This window comes from Paenibacillus phocaeensis (assembly GCF_900021165.1).
GTDB lineage: Bacteria > Bacillota > Bacilli > Paenibacillales > Paenibacillaceae > Fontibacillus > Fontibacillus phocaensis.
In genome coordinates this window covers 915,457-938,586 of the sequence record NZ_FCOQ01000018.1, presented here as the reverse complement: position 1 = coordinate 938,586, position 23,130 = coordinate 915,457, and the positions used below count along the sequence as shown (strand labels likewise).

General features: G+C 55.1%; 22 protein-coding genes and 2 riboswitches. Of the genes, 5 read left to right on the top strand and 17 right to left on the bottom strand.

The annotated features are described in order from the left end of the window. Window positions 1-30: 30 nt before the first annotated feature. Window positions 31-426 (bottom strand): glycine cleavage system protein GcvH, encoded by a 396-nt coding sequence (gcvH, locus tag BN3795_RS14435; protein WP_068785313.1) that lies wholly within the window; start codon window positions 424-426, stop codon window positions 31-33. A 251-nt stretch (window positions 427-677) separates the two neighbouring features. After that, window positions 678-777: riboswitch (glycine riboswitch) on the top strand. A 3-nt stretch (window positions 778-780) separates the two neighbouring features. Further along, window positions 781-913: riboswitch (glycine riboswitch) on the top strand. A 97-nt stretch (window positions 914-1,010) separates the two neighbouring features. Between gcvH and gcvT the strand changes: the two genes are divergently transcribed. The 3 genes from gcvT to gcvPB are packed head-to-tail and all read left to right on the top strand — an operon-like array spanning window position 1,011 to window position 5,042. Then, entirely contained in the window at window positions 1,011-2,141 is a 1,131-nt protein-coding gene (gene gcvT, locus BN3795_RS14430) for a glycine cleavage system aminomethyltransferase GcvT (protein ID WP_068785416.1), read from the top strand. 19 nt (window positions 2,142-2,160) lie between these two features. Then, window positions 2,161-3,525 carry an aminomethyl-transferring glycine dehydrogenase subunit GcvPA gene (gene gcvPA / locus BN3795_RS14425; protein ID WP_068785312.1) on the top strand — a complete coding sequence of 455 codons (1,365 nt, stop codon included), beginning with the start codon at window positions 2,161-2,163 and terminating at the stop codon, window positions 3,523-3,525. Beyond that, window positions 3,513-5,042, top strand: coding sequence for an aminomethyl-transferring glycine dehydrogenase subunit GcvPB (gene gcvPB / locus BN3795_RS14420; protein WP_408635031.1), 1,530 nt, complete (start codon window positions 3,513-3,515; stop codon window positions 5,040-5,042). Before gcvPA ends, gcvPB begins: the two co-directional genes overlap by 13 nt. A 78-nt stretch (window positions 5,043-5,120) precedes the next feature. Here gcvPB and BN3795_RS14415 read toward each other — a convergent pair whose 3' ends face one another. The 9 genes from BN3795_RS14415 to BN3795_RS14375 form a co-directional block, all read right to left on the bottom strand. Beyond that, on the bottom strand, window positions 5,121-5,975 hold the full coding sequence (locus tag BN3795_RS14415; protein ID WP_068785311.1) for an undecaprenyl-diphosphate phosphatase: 855 nt from the start codon (window positions 5,973-5,975) through the stop codon (window positions 5,121-5,123). 56 nt (window positions 5,976-6,031) lie between these two features. Further along, window positions 6,032-6,643, bottom strand: a complete 612-nt coding sequence (locus BN3795_RS14410; protein WP_068785414.1) for a DedA family protein — start codon at window positions 6,641-6,643, stop codon at window positions 6,032-6,034. A 44-nt stretch (window positions 6,644-6,687) separates the two neighbouring features. Further along, window positions 6,688-8,661: an ABC transporter permease gene (locus BN3795_RS14405; protein ID WP_068785310.1), complete on the bottom strand. Its 1,974-nt coding sequence runs from the start codon at window positions 8,659-8,661 to the stop codon at window positions 6,688-6,690. Further along, window positions 8,636-9,406, bottom strand: coding sequence for an ABC transporter ATP-binding protein (locus BN3795_RS14400; RefSeq protein WP_068785309.1), 771 nt, complete (start codon window positions 9,404-9,406; stop codon window positions 8,636-8,638). The genes BN3795_RS14405 and BN3795_RS14400 overlap by 26 nt, the downstream gene beginning before the upstream one ends. A gap of 102 nt (window positions 9,407-9,508) precedes the next feature. Then, window positions 9,509-10,519 (bottom strand): sensor histidine kinase, encoded by a 1,011-nt coding sequence (locus BN3795_RS14395; protein WP_068785308.1) that lies wholly within the window; start codon window positions 10,517-10,519, stop codon window positions 9,509-9,511. 4 nt (window positions 10,520-10,523) lie between these two features. Further along, window positions 10,524-11,219, bottom strand: a complete 696-nt coding sequence (locus tag BN3795_RS14390) for a response regulator transcription factor (RefSeq protein ID WP_068785307.1) — start codon at window positions 11,217-11,219, stop codon at window positions 10,524-10,526. A gap of 107 nt (window positions 11,220-11,326) precedes the next feature. Continuing rightward, complete coding sequence (locus BN3795_RS14385; RefSeq protein ID WP_068785306.1) at window positions 11,327-12,418, bottom strand: hypothetical protein; 1,092 nt, start codon at window positions 12,416-12,418, stop codon at window positions 11,327-11,329. Between the two features lie 44 nt (window positions 12,419-12,462). After that, entirely contained in the window at window positions 12,463-12,903 is a 441-nt protein-coding gene (locus BN3795_RS14380; RefSeq protein ID WP_068785305.1) for a hypothetical protein, read from the bottom strand. Then, window positions 12,900-13,556, bottom strand: a complete 657-nt coding sequence (locus BN3795_RS14375; RefSeq protein ID WP_232729927.1) for an RNA polymerase sigma factor — start codon at window positions 13,554-13,556, stop codon at window positions 12,900-12,902. Before BN3795_RS14375 ends, BN3795_RS14380 begins: the two co-directional genes overlap by 4 nt. Window positions 13,557-13,788: 232 nt before the next feature. Here BN3795_RS14375 and BN3795_RS14370 point away from each other — a divergent pair, with 232 nt between their 5' ends. Together BN3795_RS14370 and BN3795_RS14365 are read left to right on the top strand one after the other, a co-directional pair. Further along, entirely contained in the window at window positions 13,789-14,949 is a 1,161-nt protein-coding gene (locus tag BN3795_RS14370; protein WP_068785304.1) for an asparaginase, read from the top strand. Between the two features lie 117 nt (window positions 14,950-15,066). Beyond that, window positions 15,067-15,435 carry a DUF423 domain-containing protein gene (locus tag BN3795_RS14365; RefSeq protein WP_068785303.1) on the top strand — a complete coding sequence of 123 codons (369 nt, stop codon included), beginning with the start codon at window positions 15,067-15,069 and terminating at the stop codon, window positions 15,433-15,435. Here the strand turns inward: BN3795_RS14365 and BN3795_RS14360 are convergent. From BN3795_RS14360 to BN3795_RS14330, 7 genes are all read right to left on the bottom strand, one after another. Then, the gene (locus tag BN3795_RS14360; protein WP_068785302.1) at window positions 15,413-16,591 is read right to left on the bottom strand and encodes an MFS transporter; all 1,179 of its coding nucleotides are present in this window, start codon (window positions 16,589-16,591) and stop codon (window positions 15,413-15,415) included. The genes BN3795_RS14365 and BN3795_RS14360 overlap by 23 nt on opposite strands. An 84-nt stretch (window positions 16,592-16,675) precedes the next feature. Further along, window positions 16,676-17,368, bottom strand: coding sequence for a DnaD domain-containing protein (locus BN3795_RS14355; RefSeq protein ID WP_068785301.1), 693 nt, complete (start codon window positions 17,366-17,368; stop codon window positions 16,676-16,678). Window positions 17,369-17,394: 26 nt separating this feature from the next. Then, a complete protein-coding gene (asnS, locus tag BN3795_RS14350) occupies window positions 17,395-18,690 on the bottom strand; it encodes an asparagine--tRNA ligase (protein WP_068785300.1) in 1,296 nt (431 codons plus the stop codon). Between the two features lie 62 nt (window positions 18,691-18,752). Beyond that, window positions 18,753-19,958 carry an acetate/propionate family kinase gene (locus BN3795_RS14345; protein ID WP_068785299.1) on the bottom strand — a complete coding sequence of 402 codons (1,206 nt, stop codon included), beginning with the start codon at window positions 19,956-19,958 and terminating at the stop codon, window positions 18,753-18,755. Next, window positions 19,955-20,827 (bottom strand): 3-hydroxyacyl-CoA dehydrogenase family protein, encoded by an 873-nt coding sequence (locus BN3795_RS14340; protein WP_068785298.1) that lies wholly within the window; start codon window positions 20,825-20,827, stop codon window positions 19,955-19,957. Before BN3795_RS14340 ends, BN3795_RS14345 begins: the two co-directional genes overlap by 4 nt. Window positions 20,828-20,964: 137 nt before the next feature. After that, window positions 20,965-22,470 (bottom strand): AAA family ATPase, encoded by a 1,506-nt coding sequence (locus BN3795_RS14335; RefSeq protein ID WP_068785297.1) that lies wholly within the window; start codon window positions 22,468-22,470, stop codon window positions 20,965-20,967. Continuing rightward, window positions 22,463-22,996, bottom strand: a complete 534-nt coding sequence (locus BN3795_RS14330; RefSeq protein WP_068785296.1) for a hypothetical protein — start codon at window positions 22,994-22,996, stop codon at window positions 22,463-22,465. The genes BN3795_RS14335 and BN3795_RS14330 overlap by 8 nt, the downstream gene beginning before the upstream one ends. Window positions 22,997-23,130: the final 134 nt, after the last annotated feature.

Sequence of the window (23,130 nt, the reverse complement as noted above, 5' to 3'; positions counted from 1 at the left end):
CGCGAGTTTTTTACTTGCTGGAAGACTAAATTATCTTTCGAGAAATTCCGCATACGCTTTCGCGTCCATCAAATTCGCCAACGCAAGATTCGGATCTTCCTTCAACCGAATATGCACCATCCAGCCTCCGTCGTAAGGCTCCTCATTCACCAGCTCCGGCGCGGTGTCCAGCTCTCCGTTCACCGCCAGAACGGTGCCGCTAACCGGCGTGAACAAATCCGCGACCGTCTTAACGGATTCGATGGTTCCGATGCCGTCTTGAGCTTCGATTTCCTGCCCGGGATCGGGCAGCTCCACGAACACGATATCGCCGAGGCGATGCTGAGCCAGGTCGGAGATGCCGATTTTCACCGTTCCATCCCCCAAATCAAGCACCCACTCATGCTCATCACTGTACCATACATTTTCCCTGATCTCACTGGCCAAGATTAGCTCCTCCTCACAATGGATGATCTAAAGTACTCACATCCCACATATTGCCGATCCTCAATCCTGATTCCGTTCTCGTTCAGATTATTCCAATCTAGCTTTCGTGTCAACATTACTAACATATTCAATAGCAACTAGAATAATGTAAGCGTAGTCTTTTCCAAAATTCGAAATCGTTTAAAATTATTATGACAACTTTATTGACATACAGGCTGTTTTTGAGTATTAATGAGAGATGTAAGCTGCGGTTGAAGGCAGGGGGAGAGATTACAATACGCTGTATTGTAACGCCGAAGGAGCAAGCCGTGAAGCGGTGAATCTCTCAGGCAAAAGGACTTCTGCCGGACGCAACTCTGGAGAGCATTCGCTGAGAGGATTGAACTTTGATGAATGGTTCCGACATCTCTCACGCGAATCACCCAAGGGGAAACCTGCGCGAAGGTTAGCGTTTCGACAGGGTAACTCTCAGGTACAAGGGACAGAGCCAGGAAGATCCGTTAGGTCAACTGACGGGATTTCTTTGGCCTGTCCTTTATTATTTGCTCAAAAATAAGCCGATGAGGCCTTTCGAGGTGATGTTCATGTCCGAATCCGCATTGCGGCGTACGCCGCTCTACTCCAGGTACGCATATTATGAAGGGGTCCGTTGCATCGATTTCGGCGGTTGGGAGCTGCCGGTGCAGTTCAGCGGCATCCAGAGAGAACACGAGGCCGTGCGCGAGCGCGCCGGGTTGTTCGACGTCTCGCATATGGGGGAATTTATCGTTGAAGGACCGGAAGCGGAACCCTATTTGCAGCGCATGACGACCAATGATGTAACGCTGCTTGAACCGGGCAAAGTCCAATATACTTTGCTGTGCGATCCCGATGGCGGCGTGATGGACGATCTGCTGATTTATAAGCTGGAGCAAGGAAAATACATGCTGGTGGTGAATGCTTCGAATATCGAAAAAGATGGGAAATGGCTGCGGCAGCACCTCCCTGCCGAAGGCGCAGCGATGCGGGATATTTCCGACGAGACCGCCTTGCTCGCCGTACAAGGGCCGCTTGCCGCCTCCCTCCTCTCTCCGCTTTGTGAAGGGCCGGAACCTGGGGCCTTGCGCCCGTTCACGTTCATCGCGGAAGCGCGAATCGCCGGCCTTCCGGCGCTGCTCTCGCGTACCGGATACACCGGCGAAGACGGATTCGAGCTGTACGTCGCGGCGGAGCATGCGGAAGCGCTCTGGGATGCGCTGATGGAAGCCGGAGCCGCCTGCGGGCTCCTCCCCGCCGGGCTTGGCGCCAGGGATACGCTGCGCTTCGAAGCCTGCCTGCCGCTCTACGGGCAGGAGCTCGGGCCGAACATCACCCCGCTCGAAGCCGGTCTGAACCGGTTCGTGAAGCTGGAGCAAGGCGATTTCATCGGGCGGGCGGCGCTGATCAAACAGCGGGACGTCGGCATCCCGCGCCGCCTGGTTGGCCTTGAGATGATCGATCGCGGCATCCCGCGCACGCATTATCCGGTGTTCGCCAATGGCGCGGAAGAACCGATCGGGGAAGTTACAACCGGGACCCACTCGCCGAGTTTGAAAAAAAACCTCGGGATGGCGCTCCTGGCCACTGCCTATACCGAACCGGGCACGATCCTGGAGGTCGACATCCGCGGCAAGCGGCTGAAGGCCAAGGTCGTCCCGCTGCCGTTCTATCGTCGAAATCCATCCGCCAAGCGGTGAAAGGAGATTCAGAAATCGTATGCTAAAACACCGTTACCTGCCGTTAACCGAACAAGATCAAGCGGAGATGCTGGCGACCCTCGGCGCAAGCTCCGTTGAGGAGCTGTTCAGCGACATCCCGGAGGACATCCGCTTTCAAGGCGAGCTCCCGGTATCCCCGCGTTTGGACGAATACGCGTTGACTCGGCACTTGGCCGCGCTGGCCGGACGCAACGCCGACACGGATCGCTTCGCCAGCTTCCTCGGTGCCGGACTTTACGACCATCATATCCCTTCCGTCATTCAGCATGTCATTTCCCGTTCGGAATTTTATACAGCCTACACGCCGTATCAGCCGGAGATCAGCCAAGGCGAGCTGCAGGCGATATTCGAATTCCAATCGTACATCTGCGAGCTAACCGGCCTTAAGGTCGCCAATGCCAGCATGTACGACGGCGCCACCGCCTTGGCCGAAGCCGGCAATTTGGCCGCTGCCGCCACCAAGCGTAAGCAGCTGCTCGTCTCCCGCGCCGTCCACCCGGAAGCCCGGGAGGTACTCGCAACCTACGCCCACGGCTTGAATCTTGAGATCGTCGAGGTCGGCTGGAAGCAAGGCGTCACCGATCGCGAAGCGCTCGCCGCAGCTATCTCGAAGGACACCGCCGCCGTGTTGATCCAGAACCCGAACTTCTTCGGTTCCCTCGAGGATCTCCGCGCCATCGGCGAATTGGCTCATACGCACGGCAGCTTGCTGGTCGTCAGCAGCAATCCGCTGGCGCTTGGCCTGCTGGAAGCGCCGGGCAAGCTCGGCGCCGATATCGTCGTCGGCGACGCCCAGCCGCTGGGGCTATCCCCTTCCTTCGGCGGGCCAACCTGCGGCTACTTCGCCGTATCGGAAGCGCATATGCGCCGGATGCCCGGCCGGATTGTCGGACAGACGACCGACCGGAACGGCAAGCGCGGGTTCGTCCTGACGCTCCAGGCGCGCGAGCAGCATATCCGCCGCGAGAAAGCGACCTCGAACATTTGCTCCAATCAGGCGCTGCTCGCCTTGGCCGCCTCCGTGTACTTATCCGTGATGGGCAAGCAAGGGATGGCCGAGGTCGCAGAGCTGAACTTGCAGAAGAGCCATTATGCCCGGAAGACGCTGACCGCGATTCCCGGTGTAAGCGCCGCGTTTGAGTCCCCGTTCTTTAACGAGTTCGTGCTGCGGCTGCCGGAGGGAACCGATCCGCTCCAACTGCAGCGGGATCTTCTCGCCGCCGGTTTTATCGGCGGGTACGATCTTGGCCGCAGTTATCCCGAGTTGAACGGCCACCTGCTGATCGCCGTAACGGAAAAACGCAGCAAAGCGGAAATCGACCAATTCGCCCGCGTACTGGAGGAATCGATATGTTCGAAATAAAAGAGATGACCCCGTCCGAGGAATTATTGATTTTTGAACGCAGCCGGCCCGGCCGGATCGGCTATTCCCTGCCGGAGTGCGACGTCCCGGCTATCCCCAAGGAGGAACTGGTGCCGCAGGGCATGCTGCGGAGCGAAGGCTTGGCGTTCCCCGAAGTGTATGAAGTGGACGTGATTCGCCATTATACCGCGTTATCCCGCCGGAACTTCGGGGTGGACAACGGATTTTACCCGCTGGGCTCCTGCACCATGAAATACAATCCGAAAGTGAATGAGGACGTGGCCCGCTACGCCGGTTTGGCGAAAATCCATCCCTATCAGCCGGAGGAAAGCGTGCAAGGGGCCCTGGAGCTGATGTACCGGCTGCAGCGGGATTTAGCCGGACTGACCGGCATGGATGAGGTGACGCTGCAGCCGGCAGCCGGAGCCCATGGCGAATGGACCGGCCTGATGATGATCCGCGCCTACCACGACAGCCGCGGCGAGAAGCGCACCAAGGTGATCGTGCCGGACTCCTCGCACGGCACGAACCCGGCCAGCGCCTCGGTCGCCGGCTTCGAGACGGTGACCATCCCGTCCACCGCGCGCGGCATGGTGGACCTGGACGCGCTGCGCGCAGCCGTCGGCGGAGATACCGCCGCGTTAATGCTCACCAACCCGAACACGCTGGGCTTGTTCGAGGAACAGATTCGGGAAATCGCCGACATCGTGCACGAAGCCGGCGGCCTGCTGTACTATGATGGCGCGAATTCCAACGCGATTATGGGGATCACTCGCCCCGGCGACATGGGCTTTGACGTCGTGCATCTCAACCTGCACAAGACGATGAGCACCCCGCACGGCGGCGGAGGCCCCGGCGCCGGTCCGGTTGGCGTCAAGCAGCGACTGGTTCCGTTCCTGCCCGAACCGAGCATCGTCCAAGACGAATCCGGTCGGTACGCCATCCGCAGCGCGCAATCCGAAGGTGCTGCCGTTGATCCGGCTGAAGCCGCCCATCGCGGATCGATCAGCTCGATCGGCCGGGTGAAAGCTTTTTACGGCAACTTCGGGATCCTCGTCCGCGCTTATGCCTATATCCGCAGCCTCGGCCCGGAGGGACTGCGCCAGGTATCGGAGAACGCGGTGCTGAATGCCAACTATATGATGAAACGCTTGGCCCCTTATTACGACCTGCCGTACCCGGATCAACCGTGCAAACACGAATTCGTCATGTCCGGCAGCGGGCTGGCGAAATACGGCATCCGTACGCTGGACATCGCCAAGCGGCTGCTGGACTTCGGCTATCACCCGCCAACCATCTACTTCCCGCTGAACGTGGAAGAGTGCATGATGATCGAGCCGACGGAAACCGAAAGCAAGGAAACGTTGGACGGCTTTATCGACGTCATGATCGCCATCGCCAAGGAAGCCGAGACGAACCCGAATCTGCTGCGGAGCGCCCCGCATACCACCCCGGTTACGCGCCTGGACGAAACCGGCGCCGCCCGGAAGCCGGTGCTGAACTGCGCCTGCGGGTAAGCGGGTAAGTGTGCAAGTCCAATCCACACACCCAAAAAAAGGAGATGCTGCCGATACGCAGCACCTCCTTCTCCTTGCTTAGAAATAAACCACCCAAATCACGATCGCCAGCAAAATGCGATACACCGCAAACGGCACCAGCTTGATGCGGTCGATCAACTTCAGGAAAAAACGGATCGACAACAGCGCAAACACAAAGGCGCTGATAAAGCCCACTACAAAGAACGGCAGCGCATCGATCGTGAAATACTCCAGATTCTTCACCAGGGAAATCAAGCTGGCCCCGGCCATGATCGGCACCGCCATGATAAAGGTGAAGTCGGCCGCGGCGCGGTGACTAAGGCCCAGCAGCACGCCGCCGGATATCGTCGAACCGGAGCGCGAGAAGCCCGGCCAGATCGACAAGCATTGAAACAAGCCGATACTAAACGCCTGCTTGTACGAAATTTGATCGACCGTCTCCACGCTTGCACGCCTCGGTGCAAAGCGGTCCGCGGCGATCATGAGCAGCGCTCCCACTACCAAACCGATCAATACGGTTGAGGTGGAGAACAGGTGCTCGTCGATAAAATCCTCGAACAACACGCCGAGAATCCCCGCAGGAATCAACCCGACGATCACCTGCATCAGCTTCAACCGGGGCCCGGCTTGTCCTCCCGCCAGAGTCCCCTTCGCCTTCCCCGGCATCCAGCGCGACAGTCCCAGCAGCTCGATAAATCGATCGCGGAATACGACGAGGACAGCCAGGATCGAGCCGAGTTGTACCACCACTTTAAACGTATTCGCCACATATTTCGAACCAAGTAGTTCCCCGGTTTTCAGCCACATATCGTCAACAATGATCATATGTCCTGTGGAGGACACCGGCGCAAACTCCGTTAACCCCTCTACCAGGCCAAGGATCATCGCTTTTATGAGTTCCAGCAAATTCATCGCACTTGCTCCTTTATGAGTTGTTCTTAAAAAGACGCCCTACCATCGACAGCCTTTTATTCTTCGGTCTTGATATTGCTGCGTGCTCCGCTTTTTCTTCGGCGCAGCCAAAGTACGCCTGCGAATAACACCCCTAACGCGATCACGGCATAAGCGATGTGGGAATACACATCCATGAATGCGACGATCTCTTCCCAGGATCCCCCTACCGCAGCACCAAGCAGGACAAGCGCCACGTTCCAAATGAGCGTCCCGATGGTCGTAAACAGCAGGAACAAGCCGAATTTCATCTTGGACATTCCCGCCGGGATGGAGATGAGACTGCGAATCAGCGGAACCATCCGACAGAAAAGCACCGTCCAATAGCCGTACCGGTCGAACCAGGCGTCTGCGCGGCGAATGTCTTCTTTTTTCAGACGAAGGAACCGGCCGTAACGTTCAACCCATCCTTCCAGCCGGTCGACGTTAACTAAATAGCCGATCCCATATAGGATCACGGCGCCGAATACCGAGCCCAGCGTCGAGTAGACGATGACCCCAATGGGCGTCAAGCTTGTATAAGTAGTCATAAATCCGCCGAACGTCAAGATCACTTCCGACGGGATCGGAGGAAACACGTTTTCCAGGGCGATGAGCAGAAAGACGCCAAAATAGCCGAACTGCTCCATAAAGTCCGTAATCCAGTTGTTCTCCACGTTGTACCTCCAGTTATTTAGCGAATCGCTTTTTTCACATTGCGCAAATATCGGGCCCGAATGAAGAAGAAATAAGCCACTTGCACCAGCAGGAAACTGGTCAAAATGACCACCGTCTGCCAGGCAACGGAGAAATTAAACAAGCTTTGCATCGCTTTGAAAGCGAACAAGCTATGCAGGGTTGCTAGGGCGATCGGCACGAAAAACAGCAGGCCGACCTGACGGGTAACGATCTTGGCCAATTCCTTCTCCGTTAGTCCCAACTTGGCCAATGCCCCGTACTGCCGGCGATCATACGCCAAATCGCTGTACAGCCGGAAATAAAGGAAGCTCCCTGCCGCGATAAAGAAGACGGTGCCCACCAGCAAGGCGAAGAACAGCAGCGCCCGGTACGTTGTCCGCTGCACCTCATATAAAGTGCCGCTCACGGTCATGGCATAAGGCGGATCCATCTCGTAGCGCATACTCCCGTTATCGGTCAGCTCCGTGGCCAACCCCCGGGTGAGCATCGGATCATCGACGTAAAATCCGGTCAACTCGTCCGCGTAAATCCGGTCGCCCTCCCCCGCCATAGACATCTTCAGTCGGTTCAGCAACGAATCGCTGACCACCAGGCCGGAAAACGAGCCCTCTCGATCATTTCCGGCGGTTAAAGTGAGATGCTCGGGGATCGCCACATGCTTCGTCACGCCGATCTCACGAACAGACTGTTCGGGCGCGCCTGCAAACGTATAGGTTACGGGCTTCCGCTGCGCGAGCAGCGGCTTCTCCTGCTCCGAGCCAAGCAGCAGCCGCGCTTCGCCGTCCAGCGGCGGAACCTCTGTAACCTTGATTCCCGCCGCGTTCAGAAGCCGTGTATAATCGGCGAAGGAGATCAGTGGCAGGTATTCCTGCACCGTCGAAGGGTGGGAGGATGCGACTTCCGCGAGGAGGATGGGCAAGCTTACCGTCCGGTAAGCGATCCCGCGCGATTCCAGCTCCGCTCGAATCATGCGGAGGTGCTCGCCCGCGGCTTCGCTGCCCCCCTTGGCCACATAAGCAATCTCCACCGGGTAGTCCAGATCGAATTGATCCGCCAGACGATTAACCGAAGCAAAGGCGCCCACGGCGCAAAACGTAACGGTCGAGATGATCGTGACGAGGAAGAACATCCGCGCATTTTCCTTCATTCGGTAAGCCAGGCTTGACAGGGTGACCAAATTTGTTTTTTTCCAATAGGAAGTGAGTTGCCGTTTGGCCCGTTGAATCAGGAACACACTCAACTGCGTGTAGAAGAAATAGGTGCCCGCAATCGTCATCGCCGTAACCGGCAGCATGCGGAGCATCACATTCGAGGCGGCAGCCGTTGCCGCCAGCACGTAACTGGTTCCCAGCAGGACCGCTGCAAGCAGCGATAGAGGCCAGGAAGCCTGCGGCGGCCGGGTTGGTTTCACCTCCGCCTGGAACAAATCAATCAACCGATGTGAACCCAGCAGCAGCGTCGTGCAGAGTGAAATCAACAGAAACAGCAACGAGAAAGCGCCGACCGTCAGTAGCAAACCCGGCCAAGTCACATGGAATGCCAACTGGGGCACACCAAGCAGGTTGGAACCGGCCATCAGAAACAACTTGGCAAGCAGAAGCCCGCCCCCCATGCCACAGACCAAGGAGCCCGCGCCAATCAGCATATTTTCCAGGAATACCAGCTTGCGCAGCTGTTTCTCCGTCATTCCGTGCAGCAGCAGGATCCCGAACTCCCGTTTGCGCGAGCGCAAAAAGGAGCCCACCGAATAAATCACGAAGAAGAAGACAAACACGTACATGATCGCTTCAGTTGCCCACAACACTCGCACAGCCGAACGATACATCACCTCTTCCTGCAGATCGGGGTGGAACAGGAACAGCACACAGACAAAAAAAATCATGACCGAAAACGAGCTGCTCAGAAAATAGGCGGCATACGTCCGTTTATTCCGCAGGACATTGTTATAAGCGAATTGACGAAAGGTCATGGCTGTCCCCTCCCAGCAGCGACAGCATGTCGATGATTTTCTGAAAGAAGGCCTGCCGGTTATCCCCGCGGTAGATTTCGTTGTACAGTTTGCCGTCCTTGATAAAAATCACCCGGTGGCAGAAGCTCGCGGCGAGCGCATCATGCGTCACCATCATGATCGTCGCCCGGTGGGTCTCGTTCATGGCGGCGAACGCCTCCATCACGTCCCGAGACGCTTTGGAATCCAGATTGCCCGTCGGCTCGTCGGCCAAGATGAGCGAAGGGCCGTGAATCATCGCGCGAGCGATCGCGATCCGCTGCATTTGTCCGCCCGACAGCTCATAGGCATACTTGGGCAAGATGTCCTCGATCCCGAGCCGCTGCGCCATTTCCAGCGCCCGGGCTTTCATGTCCGGGACAGGAACACCGTCGAGCGTTAACGGCAGTACGATGTTTTCCTCTGCCGTCAGCGTATCCAGCAGGTTGAAATGCTGAAAGATAAAGCCCAATTTCCGCCGCCGAAACCATGCGGTCTGTTCCCGGGTCATGCGGTGCGGGTCCTGACCGCCCAGGGTCACCCTGCCCGAAGTCGGCTCGTCGATGGTCGCGATAACGTTAAGCAGCGTCGTTTTACCGCTGCCCGACGGCCCCATAATTCCGACGAATTCCCCTTCGTCCATTCGAAAGCTGACCCCGTCCAAAGCCTTGGTGGCGATTTTGCCCTCATAAATTTTCGTTAATGCCGCAACTTCCAATACCGCCATGCTGATCAAGCTCTCCTTCATTTCCATCCATCGGGTCCCGGCCTAGCAACTGAACTACCCTGATTATAGTAAACCCGTCAGCTTGCGCTCCATCGCTCAACCTTACAGTTCCCTTACTTCGTTGTAAGCTTCGGCATTCGGCTGAAAGATGATCCGCACCGTCGTTCCCGTTCCTTTCTGTGATTCCAGCTCCATCCGGTGCCCCAGCTTCACGCAGATCTCCTTCGCCAAGTATAACCCCATCCCGGTGGATTCCTGAAAAATGCGGCCATTCTCCCCGGTAAAATAAGCATCGAACACGCGCGGCAGATCGCTGGCCGGAATGCCTACGCCTTCGTCCTCCATTTCCAGCACCGTTTCCCTCCCCCGCGCGAAGCCGCGAAAGCGGAGATGGGCCCCTTCCTTCACGGTGTACTTCACCGCGTTAGTGATCAACTGCGTCAGTACGAAGGACAGCCATTTCTCATCCGAAGCGATCAGCAGGTTTTCCGGGATGTCCATCACCGGATAGACTTTGCGCCGGATGAACAACCGCTTCTGAGCCGAAGCAACCGACCGCGCCAAGGCCCCCAAGTCCAGTGTCTCAACTACAAAGTCATGCTCAAACGTATCCAAGCGCGCTGCGTAGAGCACCATCTCCAGCCCCTTGCGCAGCCGGTCCAACTCATCGCCGATGGCTGCCAAACGGGGATCATCCTCATGCTGCACGATTAGATGGATGACAGACAGCGGCGTCTTCATTTGATGAACCCATTGATTCATGAAATGACGATGCCCTTCGAGCTTGCTCTGCTGCTCGCCGATTTCCTGCAGGTAAAGTCGATACTGCGCCTTTAGCAGCCGCTGCAAGGAGTCGGCCAGCGGTGAGCCCGGTTGAACGTCGGCAAAAGCGCGCAGTGAGTCCGGGACTTCCTCCAACCGGCGATAAAGCGACCGGTTTGTCCAATAGCGTACGATCAGGAAAGCCGCCAGAAGACACGTGCTGAGCAAGGCGGCATACAGGCTGATCGCGGTATGGCGATAACCGTCAAGCCAATACACGATCGTGATCAGAGCCAGCTGCAGCAAATATACCACGATGAACGGGCGTTGATCCCGCCAGAACAATCGCATGCGCCTACTCCCCCCAAAGCGGCACGAGGCGGTAGCCCTGCCCGCGGACGGTTTGCAGTGCATCGTCGATTCCGAGCGCAGACAACTTCTTGCGCACCCGGGTCACATAGACATTCAGCGTATTGTCGTCCACGAAGGCTTGATCGTCCCAAATTTTCTCCAGCAGCCGGTCCCGGCTGACCACCTGCTCGATTTTCCCCATCAATTCGTCCAGAATTTTCACCTCGGTCAAGCTCAGTTCGATCCGTTCATCCCGCAAGCTGAGCGACAGCCGATCCCGGTCGAGGCGTAGTCCGGAGACCGTCACCGCGCGATCATCCCCATTGCCGGCGTAAGTTCCATAGGCGCGGCGCAGCTGGCTTTTGATTTTCGCGATCACAATATCGTAATCAAACGGCTTGGTGATATAATCATCCGCCCCGTTCTCCAACGCCATCACCTGGTCCATTTTCCCTTCACGCGCTGACAAGAATACGATTGGACAGGTCGATAAGTTGCGGATTTGGCGGCACCAATAGTATCCGTCATATTTCGGCAGATTCACGTCCAGCAGAACAAGGTGCGGGGCGTAACGTTCAAACTCGGCTTTGACCTCGCCGAAGTCGGACACCGCCCATGTATCGTAACCAAACCGGTGCAAGTGTTGTTCCAGCAGCTCGACAAGCGTCCTGTCGTCTTCGACAATAAAGATTTTGAACATCTGTAGGTCTCCTTTTCTACCATCCCACTCCTAGCATTGTAACAATTCAGAACCCGGAAAGAAAATAGAGAGGCGCAGCCGGAAGCTGCAACCTCTCCCTAATCTTGTTAAATGTCCCCGTCGCTCCATAACGGATCCCGCCGCTTCGGCCGGGCGAGCAGCTTGATCCCTCCGCCAATCAACAGCACGGCCACTATGGTCGGACGGAGGTATCTTTCGATCCGGAGGTACAGATGCAGCTCAGGGAAGTTCGCATCCACTAGCGGAACGATGAATTCCATCCCGACAAAGTAGATCCCCAACAGGATGAGCACGATCCCAAGCCAATGCTGGTATTCGCCCCGAGTTTCCAGCAGCGGTTGATCCTCCATCGGCAGGATTCCGTATCGGCTCGTTTGCTGCAAGCCATCAAAGAAACAATAGAACCAAATAATCGGGATGACGAACAGAAAGACCGAAAGCCGCAGAACGTCGATCACATAAAAGCTGCCCAGGAACAAGACCATCATCTGCAGACCGCGTTTTTGGAGGCCCAGATACATTTGCCCCGCCCCCGGAAATGCGGAGAGTAGCGTCGCGAGCACTTTGCTGCGGCGGCCTTCGATTCTGCCGGCCTCCCAATCGTCAAACGGAGTCCGGTCAACCAGTGGCTCCCCGGCCTGCTTCCGGTGCACGAGCTGCACCGCGTCGAACATACTGTACAGCCAGATGATCGGCAGTAATCCGAGGAACAGCAAAAATACGGACTCATGGGTAATGCCTGTCACAAAAAACATCATCGAGATCAAACCGAAAAAGGCGATCAAAAACGACAGCCCGCGCTGCATCAGACCCAGTTGAAAATGGCCCAAACCCGGTACGAACGACAATAGAATCGTAAAGAACTTCTCCGACTCTCTCCCTTCGCCGGTCGTCTGCCGGACATGCTCCCGGTAAGCCCGTTCTTCCGGCGTTTCGCGAAGCACCAAGATCAGCAGATCCACCATCGAGATCAGCCACAGAAAGATCCCTGCGATCAGCGTCGCAAGCGCCAGCTCCCCGCTATTGGCAGCCATCGCGACAACAAAGCCAAACAACAGCCCGCCGAAGAACAGAATCGGGTAGGTGACGCCCCTCCCTTTCTTGCCCCAATACAGATGCCCCACGCCAGGGATGAAGTTTAATAATAAAGCTAACAGTCGATTGCGTTCAAACGGCATGTTCATTCTCCTTTTCTTGTAACTTGTTGATGAAAAATCCCCCGTTATCGCCTCCAGCCGTCGAACCAGCCGGTCGTCGCCTCCATCATCCGCTCGCTGAGCGACGGGGCATTCGAGTGATTCATCAATTGATTGGTCTCCGCCGCAAGAAGATCAAAAAATCCGCTGCCCAACAGCAGCGCCGTCAAAGTTGCGGCAATGGCATAATGCAGCATCGGGTGCCGGCTCCAGCTTCTGCGGCTGGCATTCCGCGCCTTGTGGGATTTCGATGGCGTTACCTTCATCAGGATCGATTGGATATAGGCGTTCTCCTCCTCCGGTAACGGAAGCTCGCTTTCCAAGGAGGACAATGCGGCAGCATAAGCGGCAAATGCAGCTTCATCCCCCTGCAGCAGCGCTTCCAAATGCGCCTCTGCGGTTGGATCCAGGCCGCCGCGGATATAACTCCGCCATAGCTTCAATTCGTCATGCGGTTGATCGCTCATCCCCATTCCTCCCTTGACCAATGCTCTCGAATATAGGCTCTCGCCCGGTACAGTCTCGATTCAACCGTCTTCACCGCCACGTGGAGCTCTGCTGCAATTTGCTCGTGGCTCTTGCCTTCCAGGTAAAACTTCGTAACGATCTGCCGGTGTCCTGCCGGAAGTCCGTCTATTCGACGGCGTACCTCCGCACTCCGTTCGGTATCGAGGAAGTGATGCAGGTGGTCCGGTTCAGAGCCGGTTACCTGAAGGTCCAGATCGACCGGATCCCATTGCTCTTCCTTACGCCGGTCTCGCTTCCGCTTGATATCTATCGACTTATTTACGGCAATCCGGGTAATCCAGGTTTTCAACCCTCGGGAGCGGTACTCCGGGAGAGATTTGTAGATTTGCAGAAAGGTTTCCTGCGCGGCGTCCTCGGCTTCCTTGGCGTCGTGCAACACCGAATGGGCTACCCGATACACATAGGTCCCATATTCCTGGACAAGCCAAGCAAAGACGCTGCGGTCCCCCTGCTGAAATCTTAGAATAAACGACGATTCATCAATAACTCTCCCCTCCTCCCAATGAATAGACGCAGGTTGTCCGTCCTGCCCCTGCACTACTGGGTAAAACGTTTGAAGCAGCAAAAGTTCTACAATTTGCGGTAAATTCACAAGTTGTCATCAAACATTACATTGAATTTGAGTATTTCAAGATTTTAAAACTGCATTTATAAGCGATATTGACAACGATTCACTAAGATAAATCCGGGTTTAAGCGTTTTATTCGATCTTCATCGTGATTGTTAATATACCTGACATCAAACTATAATTCATTCAAGTTAACAAGTTCATTGTTAGGTTTCATTACATAATGTTAACTAAAAACATCTTGGAGGTTGATGGAATGAAGAAATGGACATCCCGAAGTTTGAAGGCTTTACTGATCACCGGCCTCGCCGTCACCGCGCTGCTCCCTAATCTAGTTCTCTCTCCGGCTTCCGCGGCTGAAACCGTTACAGGTACCGTGAATACAACCGATGCCGTTAAGAAACTGCCGAAGGTGCAGGTCATCGCCACCGGCGGTACGCTTGCCGGGCAATCTACGGATGAAACGAGCTTCCAAACCTATCGGGCCGGTTCGCTGCCGATTGCCGATCTCGTGGCGTCCCTCCCCAACAAGGATCAAATCGCCGAGGTCTCCACTTATCAATTCGGCAACTCCGGTTCCAGCGCTTATACGATAGAGCAATTATACGATCTTTCCTTAAAAGTAGATGAAGCGCTCAAAACCCAGGACGGGGTCGTCGTCACAACGGGGACGGATACCATGGAGGAAATCGCCTATTTCCTCGATCTGACCGTACGTAGTCCGAAGCCGGTCGTCATCACGGGTTCGATGCGGCCTTGGACGGTCATCGGCACCGATGCTCCGGCCAACCTCTATAACGCCATTAAGCTGGCGGCGAGCGGGAAAACGAAATCTTTCGGCACGGTGCTCATGCTGAACGATGAATTCCATGCCGCACGCGAAGTGACCAAGACGAACTCTTATCGCACCGATACGTTTGTGACTCCGGAGATCGGCGCGCTGGGTTATATCGACGAGAAGACGATCCGCGTCTACCGCGCGCCGTTCCGCGCCTTGAAATCAGCTGCAGCCTGGGCTACCCCATTTGATTTGAACCAAATCACCAAAGAGGACTTGGCTAAAGTGGAGATCGCCTACTCCTATCAGGATGCAGGCGCAGGGGCGATCAGCGGACTTGTCGCAAACGGGGCGAAAGGCATCGTTACCGCCGGCACCGGGGCAGGCGGCATCTCCAAAGCGATGACTGAAGAGCGGAAAGCGGCCATCGAGAAAGGCGTTGTGTTCGTCACGACGACCCGGACCGGTTCGGGCAGCAACTACTCCAGCGGCGACGGGATTATCGCAGGCGATAACCTGAATGCGGCTCATGCCCGAATTCTCTTGCTGTTGTGCTTGTCCTTCTCCAAAGACTTCGATACGGTCAAGGATTGGTTTACCACGATCGGATACGGCCAAATCGAGCTTCCGGCTAAATAAGGGGGCTCCCTCCATAAAACAAGCAGCGCGTTCGCTACGAACGCGCTGCTTGTTTTTGCACCTGATTGACGAGCTTGTGGGGAATCGGTAAGATTTGGGTGGAGGTGTTAATGCCAAATGACCTTACTGCTTACTTTGGGCGGAATCCTGATGTTCCTCGCTGTCGCCCTCGGCGCCTTCGGCGCGCACGCCCTGAAGAACCGCTTGACCGAAGATCGTCAGAAAACGTACCAAACCGGGGTTCAGTACCATATCGCCCATGGACTGGGGTTAATTCTGCTTGGACTTGCCGCTGCGCAGTTCGAGAACGAGACGCAAATCCTGCTCGCCGGCTGGTTCCTGGTTGCCGGGATTCTCTTGTTCTCCGGCAGTCTGTATGCCCTGAGCTTGACCGGCATCCGCAAGCTGGGCGCCATCACCCCGCTAGGCGGCGTTTGCTTTCTCGCAGGATGGGTGATCTTCGTCATCGCTGCGATCCAAGGTTGACTTTCCCCCGGACCCCAACCAGGTAGATCACGACGAACAAGATCATGCTGACGGGCAGAATCAGAAATCCGTGCTCGTAACCGACCCGGTCGATGATTTTTCCGAAAAAGAAATTAAACCCGATGTCGAACAAGGAAGCAACGCTTATGATCGCCCCCGTCGCCGTGGATATCATGGCCGCGGGGTAAAACTTCTGCAGCATCATCACGATCGTCGGATATAGGATGGAGAAAAACAATCCGCTCGCGCTCAACAGCCAAAGCCCCGACGCCCCCCACAAAATCCCTGCGACGTAAAGGGCGCATGCCGCAAGCGCAAACACCGTGATGCTCCGGAACAGGCCGAATCGATCGATTAGCGGGGAGAACACCAGCCTGCCTACCGTTATGCCCCCGAAAAAGACGGCCAAATAGTTCGCCGCCACTCCTTTGGACAAATCCAGGTGAAGCGTCCCGTAAGCGACCAACCAGTTCATGATGCCATGCTCCGCGATAAAGTAAAATCCAAACAAGAGCACCAGCGGGATGAACGAGCGGCTGGCTAGAACGTCTTTAAACCGGTACTTCCGGCCGGAGCCCGCCCCCATTTCCCCTTCGCTCCGATTATCGGGAATCCGGTTTAGCAATATAATCAGAAACGCGACAATGCCCAACACGAGCAGAATAACGTTGGTCAACTTCCAGTCGGCAAAACTCTCAGCGAAGTTGCCGGCCAAGCTTTGGCTCCCGGTCGTGCCGATCCCTTGCACGAAAAACAAAAAATTGACCGCCAGCCCCGGCGTTGTTACAAAAAGCAGCGGGGTCACGATGTTGATCGTCGTACTCAGCAAGGTGGAAGCGCCCATTGCCAAGAACATTCCGATCAAAATGGCGTAAAAGTTATCCGACAGCACGAACAGCAGCAATGTCAGCATCCAGACGATCAGGATCGCCAACATCGCTTTCTTCCGTTCGAAGCGATCCATCAGCCTGCCCCCGACCAGTAAAAAGAAAAGATTCCCCGCATAACTGACCGTGACGATTTGAGCCACCTGGTCGGCCGTCAGCCGGAAATAATCGGCGAACACGACGGAAAAGACGCCGCGCAGACTATCGCTGGCACCGAGCGCAATCATCAAAACGAAAAATCCCCAAAACACGTGGTTCTTGTTCTTCACAACGGCACTTCTCCCATGACTGTATGTATTAAAAAAGAGAGCCCTCTTCTTCTGCAGAATAAGGCCCTCTCTTCCCTATGATCCTTATGACCGCATCCCGCCGCGGAATCGCTGCGCATAGGCCTTGACGTCCTCTGCCGTACGCACGCGGTTGCGGCTCCATTCCAACAAGATCCGGTCGATGTACCGGAAGTGAACTTTCCCGGCGAATACCGCTTCCTTCAGCGCCAGCCGAATCAGTTCTTCCGGATAGCGGTCCTGGTCTACCCAACCGGAAATCGTCTCGCATTCCATCGGAGATAGCGGGCGGGCGAATTCCTTCTCGAAAATCACGAACAGATTTCGCTCCTGCTCCTCCCGCGGTTCGATCGCGGCTGCAACAGATTTGCGGCCGGCAGCATCAGCTGGCTCAGCAGCTAACCCTTGGCCCAGCCGGTCGTACATGCCGCTTAGGTTGTAATGCTCCGAACGGATGCCGGTCGCCTCATCCACCGCCTCGTCGATACTGATCCAGCCTTCTTTCAACAAGCCGCGAATGACCGGAGCCAGCGTTCCAGGCGCCATCTCCATCCGCGATTCCAACTGCCCAATCGACGGAAAATCGTTACGCTCGGCTTGTTTGAAAGCAAGCAGCTGGATCAGAAGCATCGCTTCCGTATCGCTTAAGCGGAGCTTCCGGTAATGAGCAAGCAGCGGGTAAGGCACGTTCACCGTCCCCGCCTCCATCCCGAAAGCGATCCCCTTCGCCCACGCGTTGTTGCCTTCATTCATAGCCATAAATCAAGTTCACCTTTCAACGCCGATTAAGGATAGAGCCGGTACAGCATCCGCGGGAACGGAATCGTCTCACGCACGTGATCCAGGCCGCAGATCCAGGCGACTGTCCGCTCCAAGCCAAGACCAAAGCCGGAATGCGGCACCGAACCGTATTTGCGCAGATCGAGGTACCATTGGTACGTTTCCGGCGACAGGTTATGCTCTTTGAAGCGCTCTTCCATCAACGCCGGGTCATCGATCCGCTGAGAGCCGCCGATGATCTCCCCGTAGCCTTCCGGAGCGATCATGTCAGCGCACAATACGACCTCCGGGCGGTTCGGATCCGGCTTCATGTAGAACGCCTTGATTCCCGCCGGATAATGCGTGATAAATACCGGCTTCTCGTAACGCTCCGCAATCGCCGTTTCGTGCGGAGCCCCGAAATCTTCGCCCCACGGAATATCAAATCCTTGCGTATGCAGATATTCGATCGCTTCGTCGTAGGTGATCCGCGGGAACGGCGCTTGAATGCCCTCCAGCTTGGACACGTCGCGACCCACCGCTTCCAGCTCGGTGCGGCAATTCTTCAGGACGGATTGCACGACATGCGTGATAAAGTTCTCCTGCACCTTCAAGCTTTCCTCATGATCGGTGAAGGCCATCTCCGGCTCGATCATCCAGAACTCGATCAAGTGGCGGCGCGTCTTGGATTTCTCGGCACGGAACGTCGGCCCGAAGGAATAAACTTTGCCCAGGGCCATCGCCGCAGCTTCCATATACAGCTGGCCGCTTTGTGTCAGATAGGCATCTTCTTCGAAATATTTCGTATGGAACAGGTTGGTGGTCCCTTCCGCAGAAGTTGGCGTCAAAATCGGCGGATCGACCAACGTAAACCCGTTTTGATCGAAAAACTCCTGTACGGCGCGAATAATCTCAGCGCGGATCACCATGATCGCCCGCTGCTTCGAGGAACGCAGCCACAGGTGACGATGATCCATCAGGAAGTCGACCCCGTGTTCTTTTGGCGTAATCGGATAGTTCTCAGTCAAATGAAGGACCTCAATGTCGGTTACCGTCATTTCATAGCCGGATTGGCTGCGCGGTTCCTCGCGGATCACGCCCGTCACGTACATCGAAGATTCCTGGGTCAAGCTCTTGGCGTTGTTCCAGGTCTCCTCGGATACTTCGCTCTTGACAACGACGGCTTGGATGTAGCCAGTCCCGTCCCGAAGCTGCAGAAATTGAATCTTGCCGCTCGAGCGTTTGTTATTAAGCCAGCTGCCGATGACGACCGTTTCCCCGACATGCTCATTCACTTGACGAATCACAGTTTTGACCGCCATGCCTTTATCTCTCCTCTAACGATAACGATAGTAGTAACCTTAAGGTTTTATTTCGCCGTGTCTTACTTCATTTCCTGCACGATACGCAACGTATCGCGGGCAATCACCAATTCCTCGTTGGTTGGAACAACCAGAACCTCCACCTTCGAATTGGCCGTCGAAATCCGCCGCGGATCCCCGGAGCGCACTTTATTCAATTCCTTGTCCAGTTCAATGCCCAGGTAAGTCAGGTTCTTACATACGTTCTCCCGTACGATGGAGGAGTTCTCGCCCACACCGGCTGTGAAGACGATCACATCCACGCCGTTCATGGCTGCCGCATAAGCGCCGATATATTTCCGCAGACGGTATTCGTACATTTCGAACGCCAGCGTTTCATTCGGCTTGCCGGCTTCCCAGCCGTCCGTAATGTCGCGCATATCGCTGCTGGTCCCGGAAATAGCCAGCAATCCGCTGTGCTTGTTCAGCATCAGGTTCACTTCATTGATGGTCAGTTCTTCTTTGTTCATGACAAACGGAACGATTGCCGGATCCAGATCACCGCTTCGCGTTCCCATAATCAAACCTTCCAGCGGTGTCATCCCCATGGAAGTATCGACCGATACGCCTCCCTGAACAGCTGTCAAGCTGGCGCCATTGCCAATATGGCAAGTAATGATCTTGAGCTCTTCCAGCGGACGATTCAGAAATTTGGCGGCCGTCTTGCTTACATAATCATGCGAAGTTCCATGGAACCCGTAACGGCGAACCTTATGCTTCTTGTAAAGCACTTGCGGAATCGCGTACAGATAAGCCTTCTCCGGCATCGTTTGGTGGAACGCCGTATCGAAGACGACCGTATGCGGCACATTCGGCAGATTGGCTTCAGCCGCTGTAATCCCCATCATGCTTGGCGGGTTGTGGAGAGGCGCCAGGTCGTAGAGACGGCGAATTTCCGCTTTAACCTCCGCGGTAATCAGCGCCGAATTCTTGAAGGCCTCGCCGCCATGGACGACGCGATGGCCTACCGCATCGATCTCATTGATGGAGCGAAGAACCCCATGCTCTTTGTCCATGAGCTTATCCAGCACTTTGCGCATCGCTGTCGTGTGTTCCAGAATGTCGCTGACTTCGGTGACTTCCTCTTTGCCTGTTGGCTTATGGGTCAAAATGGAGGAATCCATGCCAATCCGTTCAACAAGCCCTTTGGCCATAACGGATTCATCTTCCATGTTGTAGAGCTGATATTTGAGCGAGGAGCTCCCTGCGTTAATGACTAGAATTTTCACAGTCGGTCACCGTCCTTATCGTATTTAAAGAAGCCTTCGCCCGTTTTAACACCTAAACTGCCGGCGCGAACCATTTTCTTAAGCACGAAGGAAGGACGGTATTTCAGTTCGCCAAATTCGCGGAACATGCGTTCCAACGCAGCCAGCACGGAATCCAGACCAAAGCGGTCAGCCATCTCAAGCGGTCCGTATTGGAACTGGTAGCCCATGCGCATCGCTTCATCGATCTCTTCCGCGGATGCAACGCCTTCGCCAAGCACATGCAGCGCTTCATTGATCATAACGCAAATAATCCGGGAAGTAACAAAGCCCGGGGATTCGTAAACCATGATGCCGCGTTTCTCCACAACCTCTTCCACAAACCGTTTCGTCTCTTCGAACGTTGTATCCGAAGTTTTGAGCCCGCGGATAATTTCCACCAGATTAATTTTGGCGACGGGATAAATGAAGTGCATGCCAATCACGCGTTCCGGATATTTCGTGCCTCCGGCAATCTCGGTCAAACTCAGCGTCGAAGTATTGCTGGCCAAAATAATATTGCTGGGACAAACCTGATCCAGCTGCAGGAATACCTCTTTCTTGGCATTCAAATCTTCCGAAATGGTCTCGATCACCATATCGCAGGTTCCGAGTTCGGCAAAATGAGTTACTTTATGAATACGGGATAAGATCAATTTCTTCTCCGCTTTCGTGATCGCCCATTTCTCGAGCTGTTTATCCAGACTCGTCTCAATCATGCTGTAGGCATGATCCAATCTATCGGCCGTCTCCTCCACGAGCAGCACGTCAAGCCCTTTAGCCGCCAGCATTTCGCTGATGCCCTGACCCATCGTGCCGCCGCCGATGACACCAATTCTTTTGTAGTTCATGGTCCTCTCGCTCCATCCTTTCATCGTCTGTACATAATATGGTTTCCCAGATGTCGAATCATACATCTTCTGACACCCAACATATAATAATATCTTAGCACGAAGAAAAAGTAAAAAAAAATAACCGGCATCATGAATTATGCCGGTAAATGGACGCTGTCACGAAATTGACAACGGAATTGCTCGCCGGAAAGGCGCTCTTCTTTTAATAAGATCTCAAGGGAGGTGTCGAAAACGGCGGAATGCTGTTGCAGCATTTCCTTTGTTTTCGCGGAAAGATCCTCCAAAATCCGTGTGTTTTCGTTCATCAACACTTCTGTGGTGACCATGTCCATATTGACAATGCCAAGCGAGGTCAAGCCGGACGTCATCATCGTGTGCACAATTTTCAGCGCCTGTTCAAAATCGTTACTCGAGCCGGTACTGCGTCCGCCGTAATAGATTTCTTCCGCGGCTGCCCCGGCCAAGGCGATCATGATCTGGCCTTCCAAATACGATTTCGTGTACAGATACTTCTCATCCTGCGGATTGTGCCGGACATACCCCAGCGCCCTGCCGCGTGGACTGAGCGCCACCTGGCTCACGCTGCCCGGAGCAACGACCTCCGCAGCAATCGCATGGCCAAGCTCATGTATAGCGACGCGACGTTTCTCTTCTTCCGCAGCCTGACGATCGGTTTTCTCTCCCATCAGCACTTTGTCGATCGCCATGGATAAATGCCCTTGCGTGATTTGATCCATCCCATCGCGCATCGCGTAAATCGCCGCTTCATTCATCACACTCTCCAACTGCGCGCCGGAGAAGCCGTATGATTCCTCCGCGATCTTGTCCAAATTGACGCTTTCCTGCAGCGGTTTATTGCTCGCATGCAGCTCGAGGATATGACGGCGTCCTTTCTTGTCCGGCAGATCCACCTGGATATGGCGGTCAAACCGGCCGGGGCGCAGCAAAGCGCTGTCCAGCATCTCCTTGCGGTTGGTCGCGGCGATCAGCAGGATCCGCGGCGTGTCGGAGGAGTAAATCCCGTCCATCTCCGTGAGCAGCTGGTTTAACGTTTGATCGTATTCGCGCTGTTGTCCGCCTTCTCTTTTCCCGCCGATCACTTCGATCTCGTCGATGAAGATGACGGCATTTTCCTTATTCTCTTTGGCAGCACGGGTTCTGGCTTCTTGAAACAAATCGCGAATCCGGCTTGCCCCTACGCCCACATACATTTCAACAAATTCGCTGCCCGAAGCCGCGACGAACACGGCGTTCGTGTAATGCGCCGCCGCTTTGGCGAGCAGCGTCTTCCCCGTCCCCGGAGGGCCTGTCAACAAAATACCTTTGATTGGCCGGATACCAAACTTGCTGATCTCCTCTTGACGCACCATAAAATCCAGCGCTTCCTGAAGCTCCTGCTTCGCGCTCTCTTGTCCGCCGATCTGCTCGAAGGTCAGCTTCGCCGGCCCACGCTTCTTGCGTTTCCGATCCTGAGCGGCTCCAATCGTGATGCCGCCGCCGCGCATTTTAATAGCGGCAAACAAGGCGCCAAACAGCACCATCGCAATCACAAGCGGGACAACATTGACGCCGGTTACCGCCAAGAATACGATCAGGACCGGAATAAACCCGATAGCCGCTTCAATCATCCATTTACGCATTCGGCCATGCCCCCAGTCGTTCCGGCGTACGCGGCAAAATCACAAATTTGCTGTATTGTCCGTCCGTTAACGTGATATAAACGTTCTTGTCATCCATTTCCGCCCTAGCCTTCAGCTTGCTGTTTTCTTGCTCCATTTGCTCCAGAGCGGCGGTGATTTGCGTGTATTGTTTGTTCTCCATCGCTTGGGCGATGGTAAACATCGCATTCTCCCACAACTGGTCGAGCGCAGGGGACGAATGATCCTCTACATCCAGCTTTAACATACGGTTTCCGATATGCTCTTTCCCTTCCTGTTCGATCTGCCGGACTAAGGCTCCCAGATCCGTTCCTGGCTGCAAACTCAACTTCAGCGCCAATTCGTCGGGCTTGACCTCCATCTCGACTTGATTTACACCCTCTACACTTTTTACAATATTCTCCAGCGGACGCTCAATCGCCCACTGCCGATATAGGAACCATCCACCAAACAACACGACGGCGGAAATGACGATGCTTGCAGCTATTGGTCCAATACGCAGTTTCACGTGATGTCCCCCTTATTTATAGTTATATCCATAGATATATCAATCCGTATATCATAACCACAAATAAGAGTATATCACATCGTATATCAAATATCGAAAAAAAGTGTGAAGATATTTAAAAATTGAAGCTAGTA

Coding starts and splice junctions, on each gene's coding strand:
- gcvT (WP_068785416.1), top strand. CDS start 1,011: ATGTCCGAATCCGCATTGCGGCGTACGCCGCTCTACTCCAGGTACGCA.
- gcvPA (WP_068785312.1), top strand. CDS start 2,161: ATGCTAAAACACCGTTACCTGCCGTTAACCGAACAAGATCAAGCGGAG.
- gcvPB (WP_408635031.1), top strand. CDS start 3,513: ATGTTCGAAATAAAAGAGATGACCCCGTCCGAGGAATTATTGATTTTT.
- BN3795_RS14415 (WP_068785311.1), bottom strand. CDS start 5,975: ATGAATTTGCTGGAACTCATAAAAGCGATGATCCTTGGCCTGGTAGAG.
- BN3795_RS14410 (WP_068785414.1), bottom strand. CDS start 6,643: ATGGAGCAGTTCGGCTATTTTGGCGTCTTTCTGCTCATCGCCCTGGAA.
- BN3795_RS14405 (WP_068785310.1), bottom strand. CDS start 8,661: ATGACCTTTCGTCAATTCGCTTATAACAATGTCCTGCGGAATAAACGG.
- BN3795_RS14400 (WP_068785309.1), bottom strand. CDS start 9,406: ATGGCGGTATTGGAAGTTGCGGCATTAACGAAAATTTATGAGGGCAAA.
- BN3795_RS14395 (WP_068785308.1), bottom strand. CDS start 10,519: ATGCGATTGTTCTGGCGGGATCAACGCCCGTTCATCGTGGTATATTTG.
- BN3795_RS14390 (WP_068785307.1), bottom strand. CDS start 11,219: ATGTTCAAAATCTTTATTGTCGAAGACGACAGGACGCTTGTCGAGCTG.
- BN3795_RS14385 (WP_068785306.1), bottom strand. CDS start 12,418: ATGCCGTTTGAACGCAATCGACTGTTAGCTTTATTATTAAACTTCATC.
- BN3795_RS14380 (WP_068785305.1), bottom strand. CDS start 12,903: ATGAGCGATCAACCGCATGACGAATTGAAGCTATGGCGGAGTTATATC.
- BN3795_RS14370 (WP_068785304.1), top strand. CDS start 13,789: ATGAAGAAATGGACATCCCGAAGTTTGAAGGCTTTACTGATCACCGGC.
- BN3795_RS14365 (WP_068785303.1), top strand. CDS start 15,067: ATGACCTTACTGCTTACTTTGGGCGGAATCCTGATGTTCCTCGCTGTC.
- BN3795_RS14355 (WP_068785301.1), bottom strand. CDS start 17,368: ATGGCTATGAATGAAGGCAACAACGCGTGGGCGAAGGGGATCGCTTTC.
- asnS (WP_068785300.1), bottom strand. CDS start 18,690: ATGGCGGTCAAAACTGTGATTCGTCAAGTGAATGAGCATGTCGGGGAA.
- BN3795_RS14340 (WP_068785298.1), bottom strand. CDS start 20,827: ATGAACTACAAAAGAATTGGTGTCATCGGCGGCGGCACGATGGGTCAG.
- BN3795_RS14335 (WP_068785297.1), bottom strand. CDS start 22,470: ATGCGTAAATGGATGATTGAAGCGGCTATCGGGTTTATTCCGGTCCTG.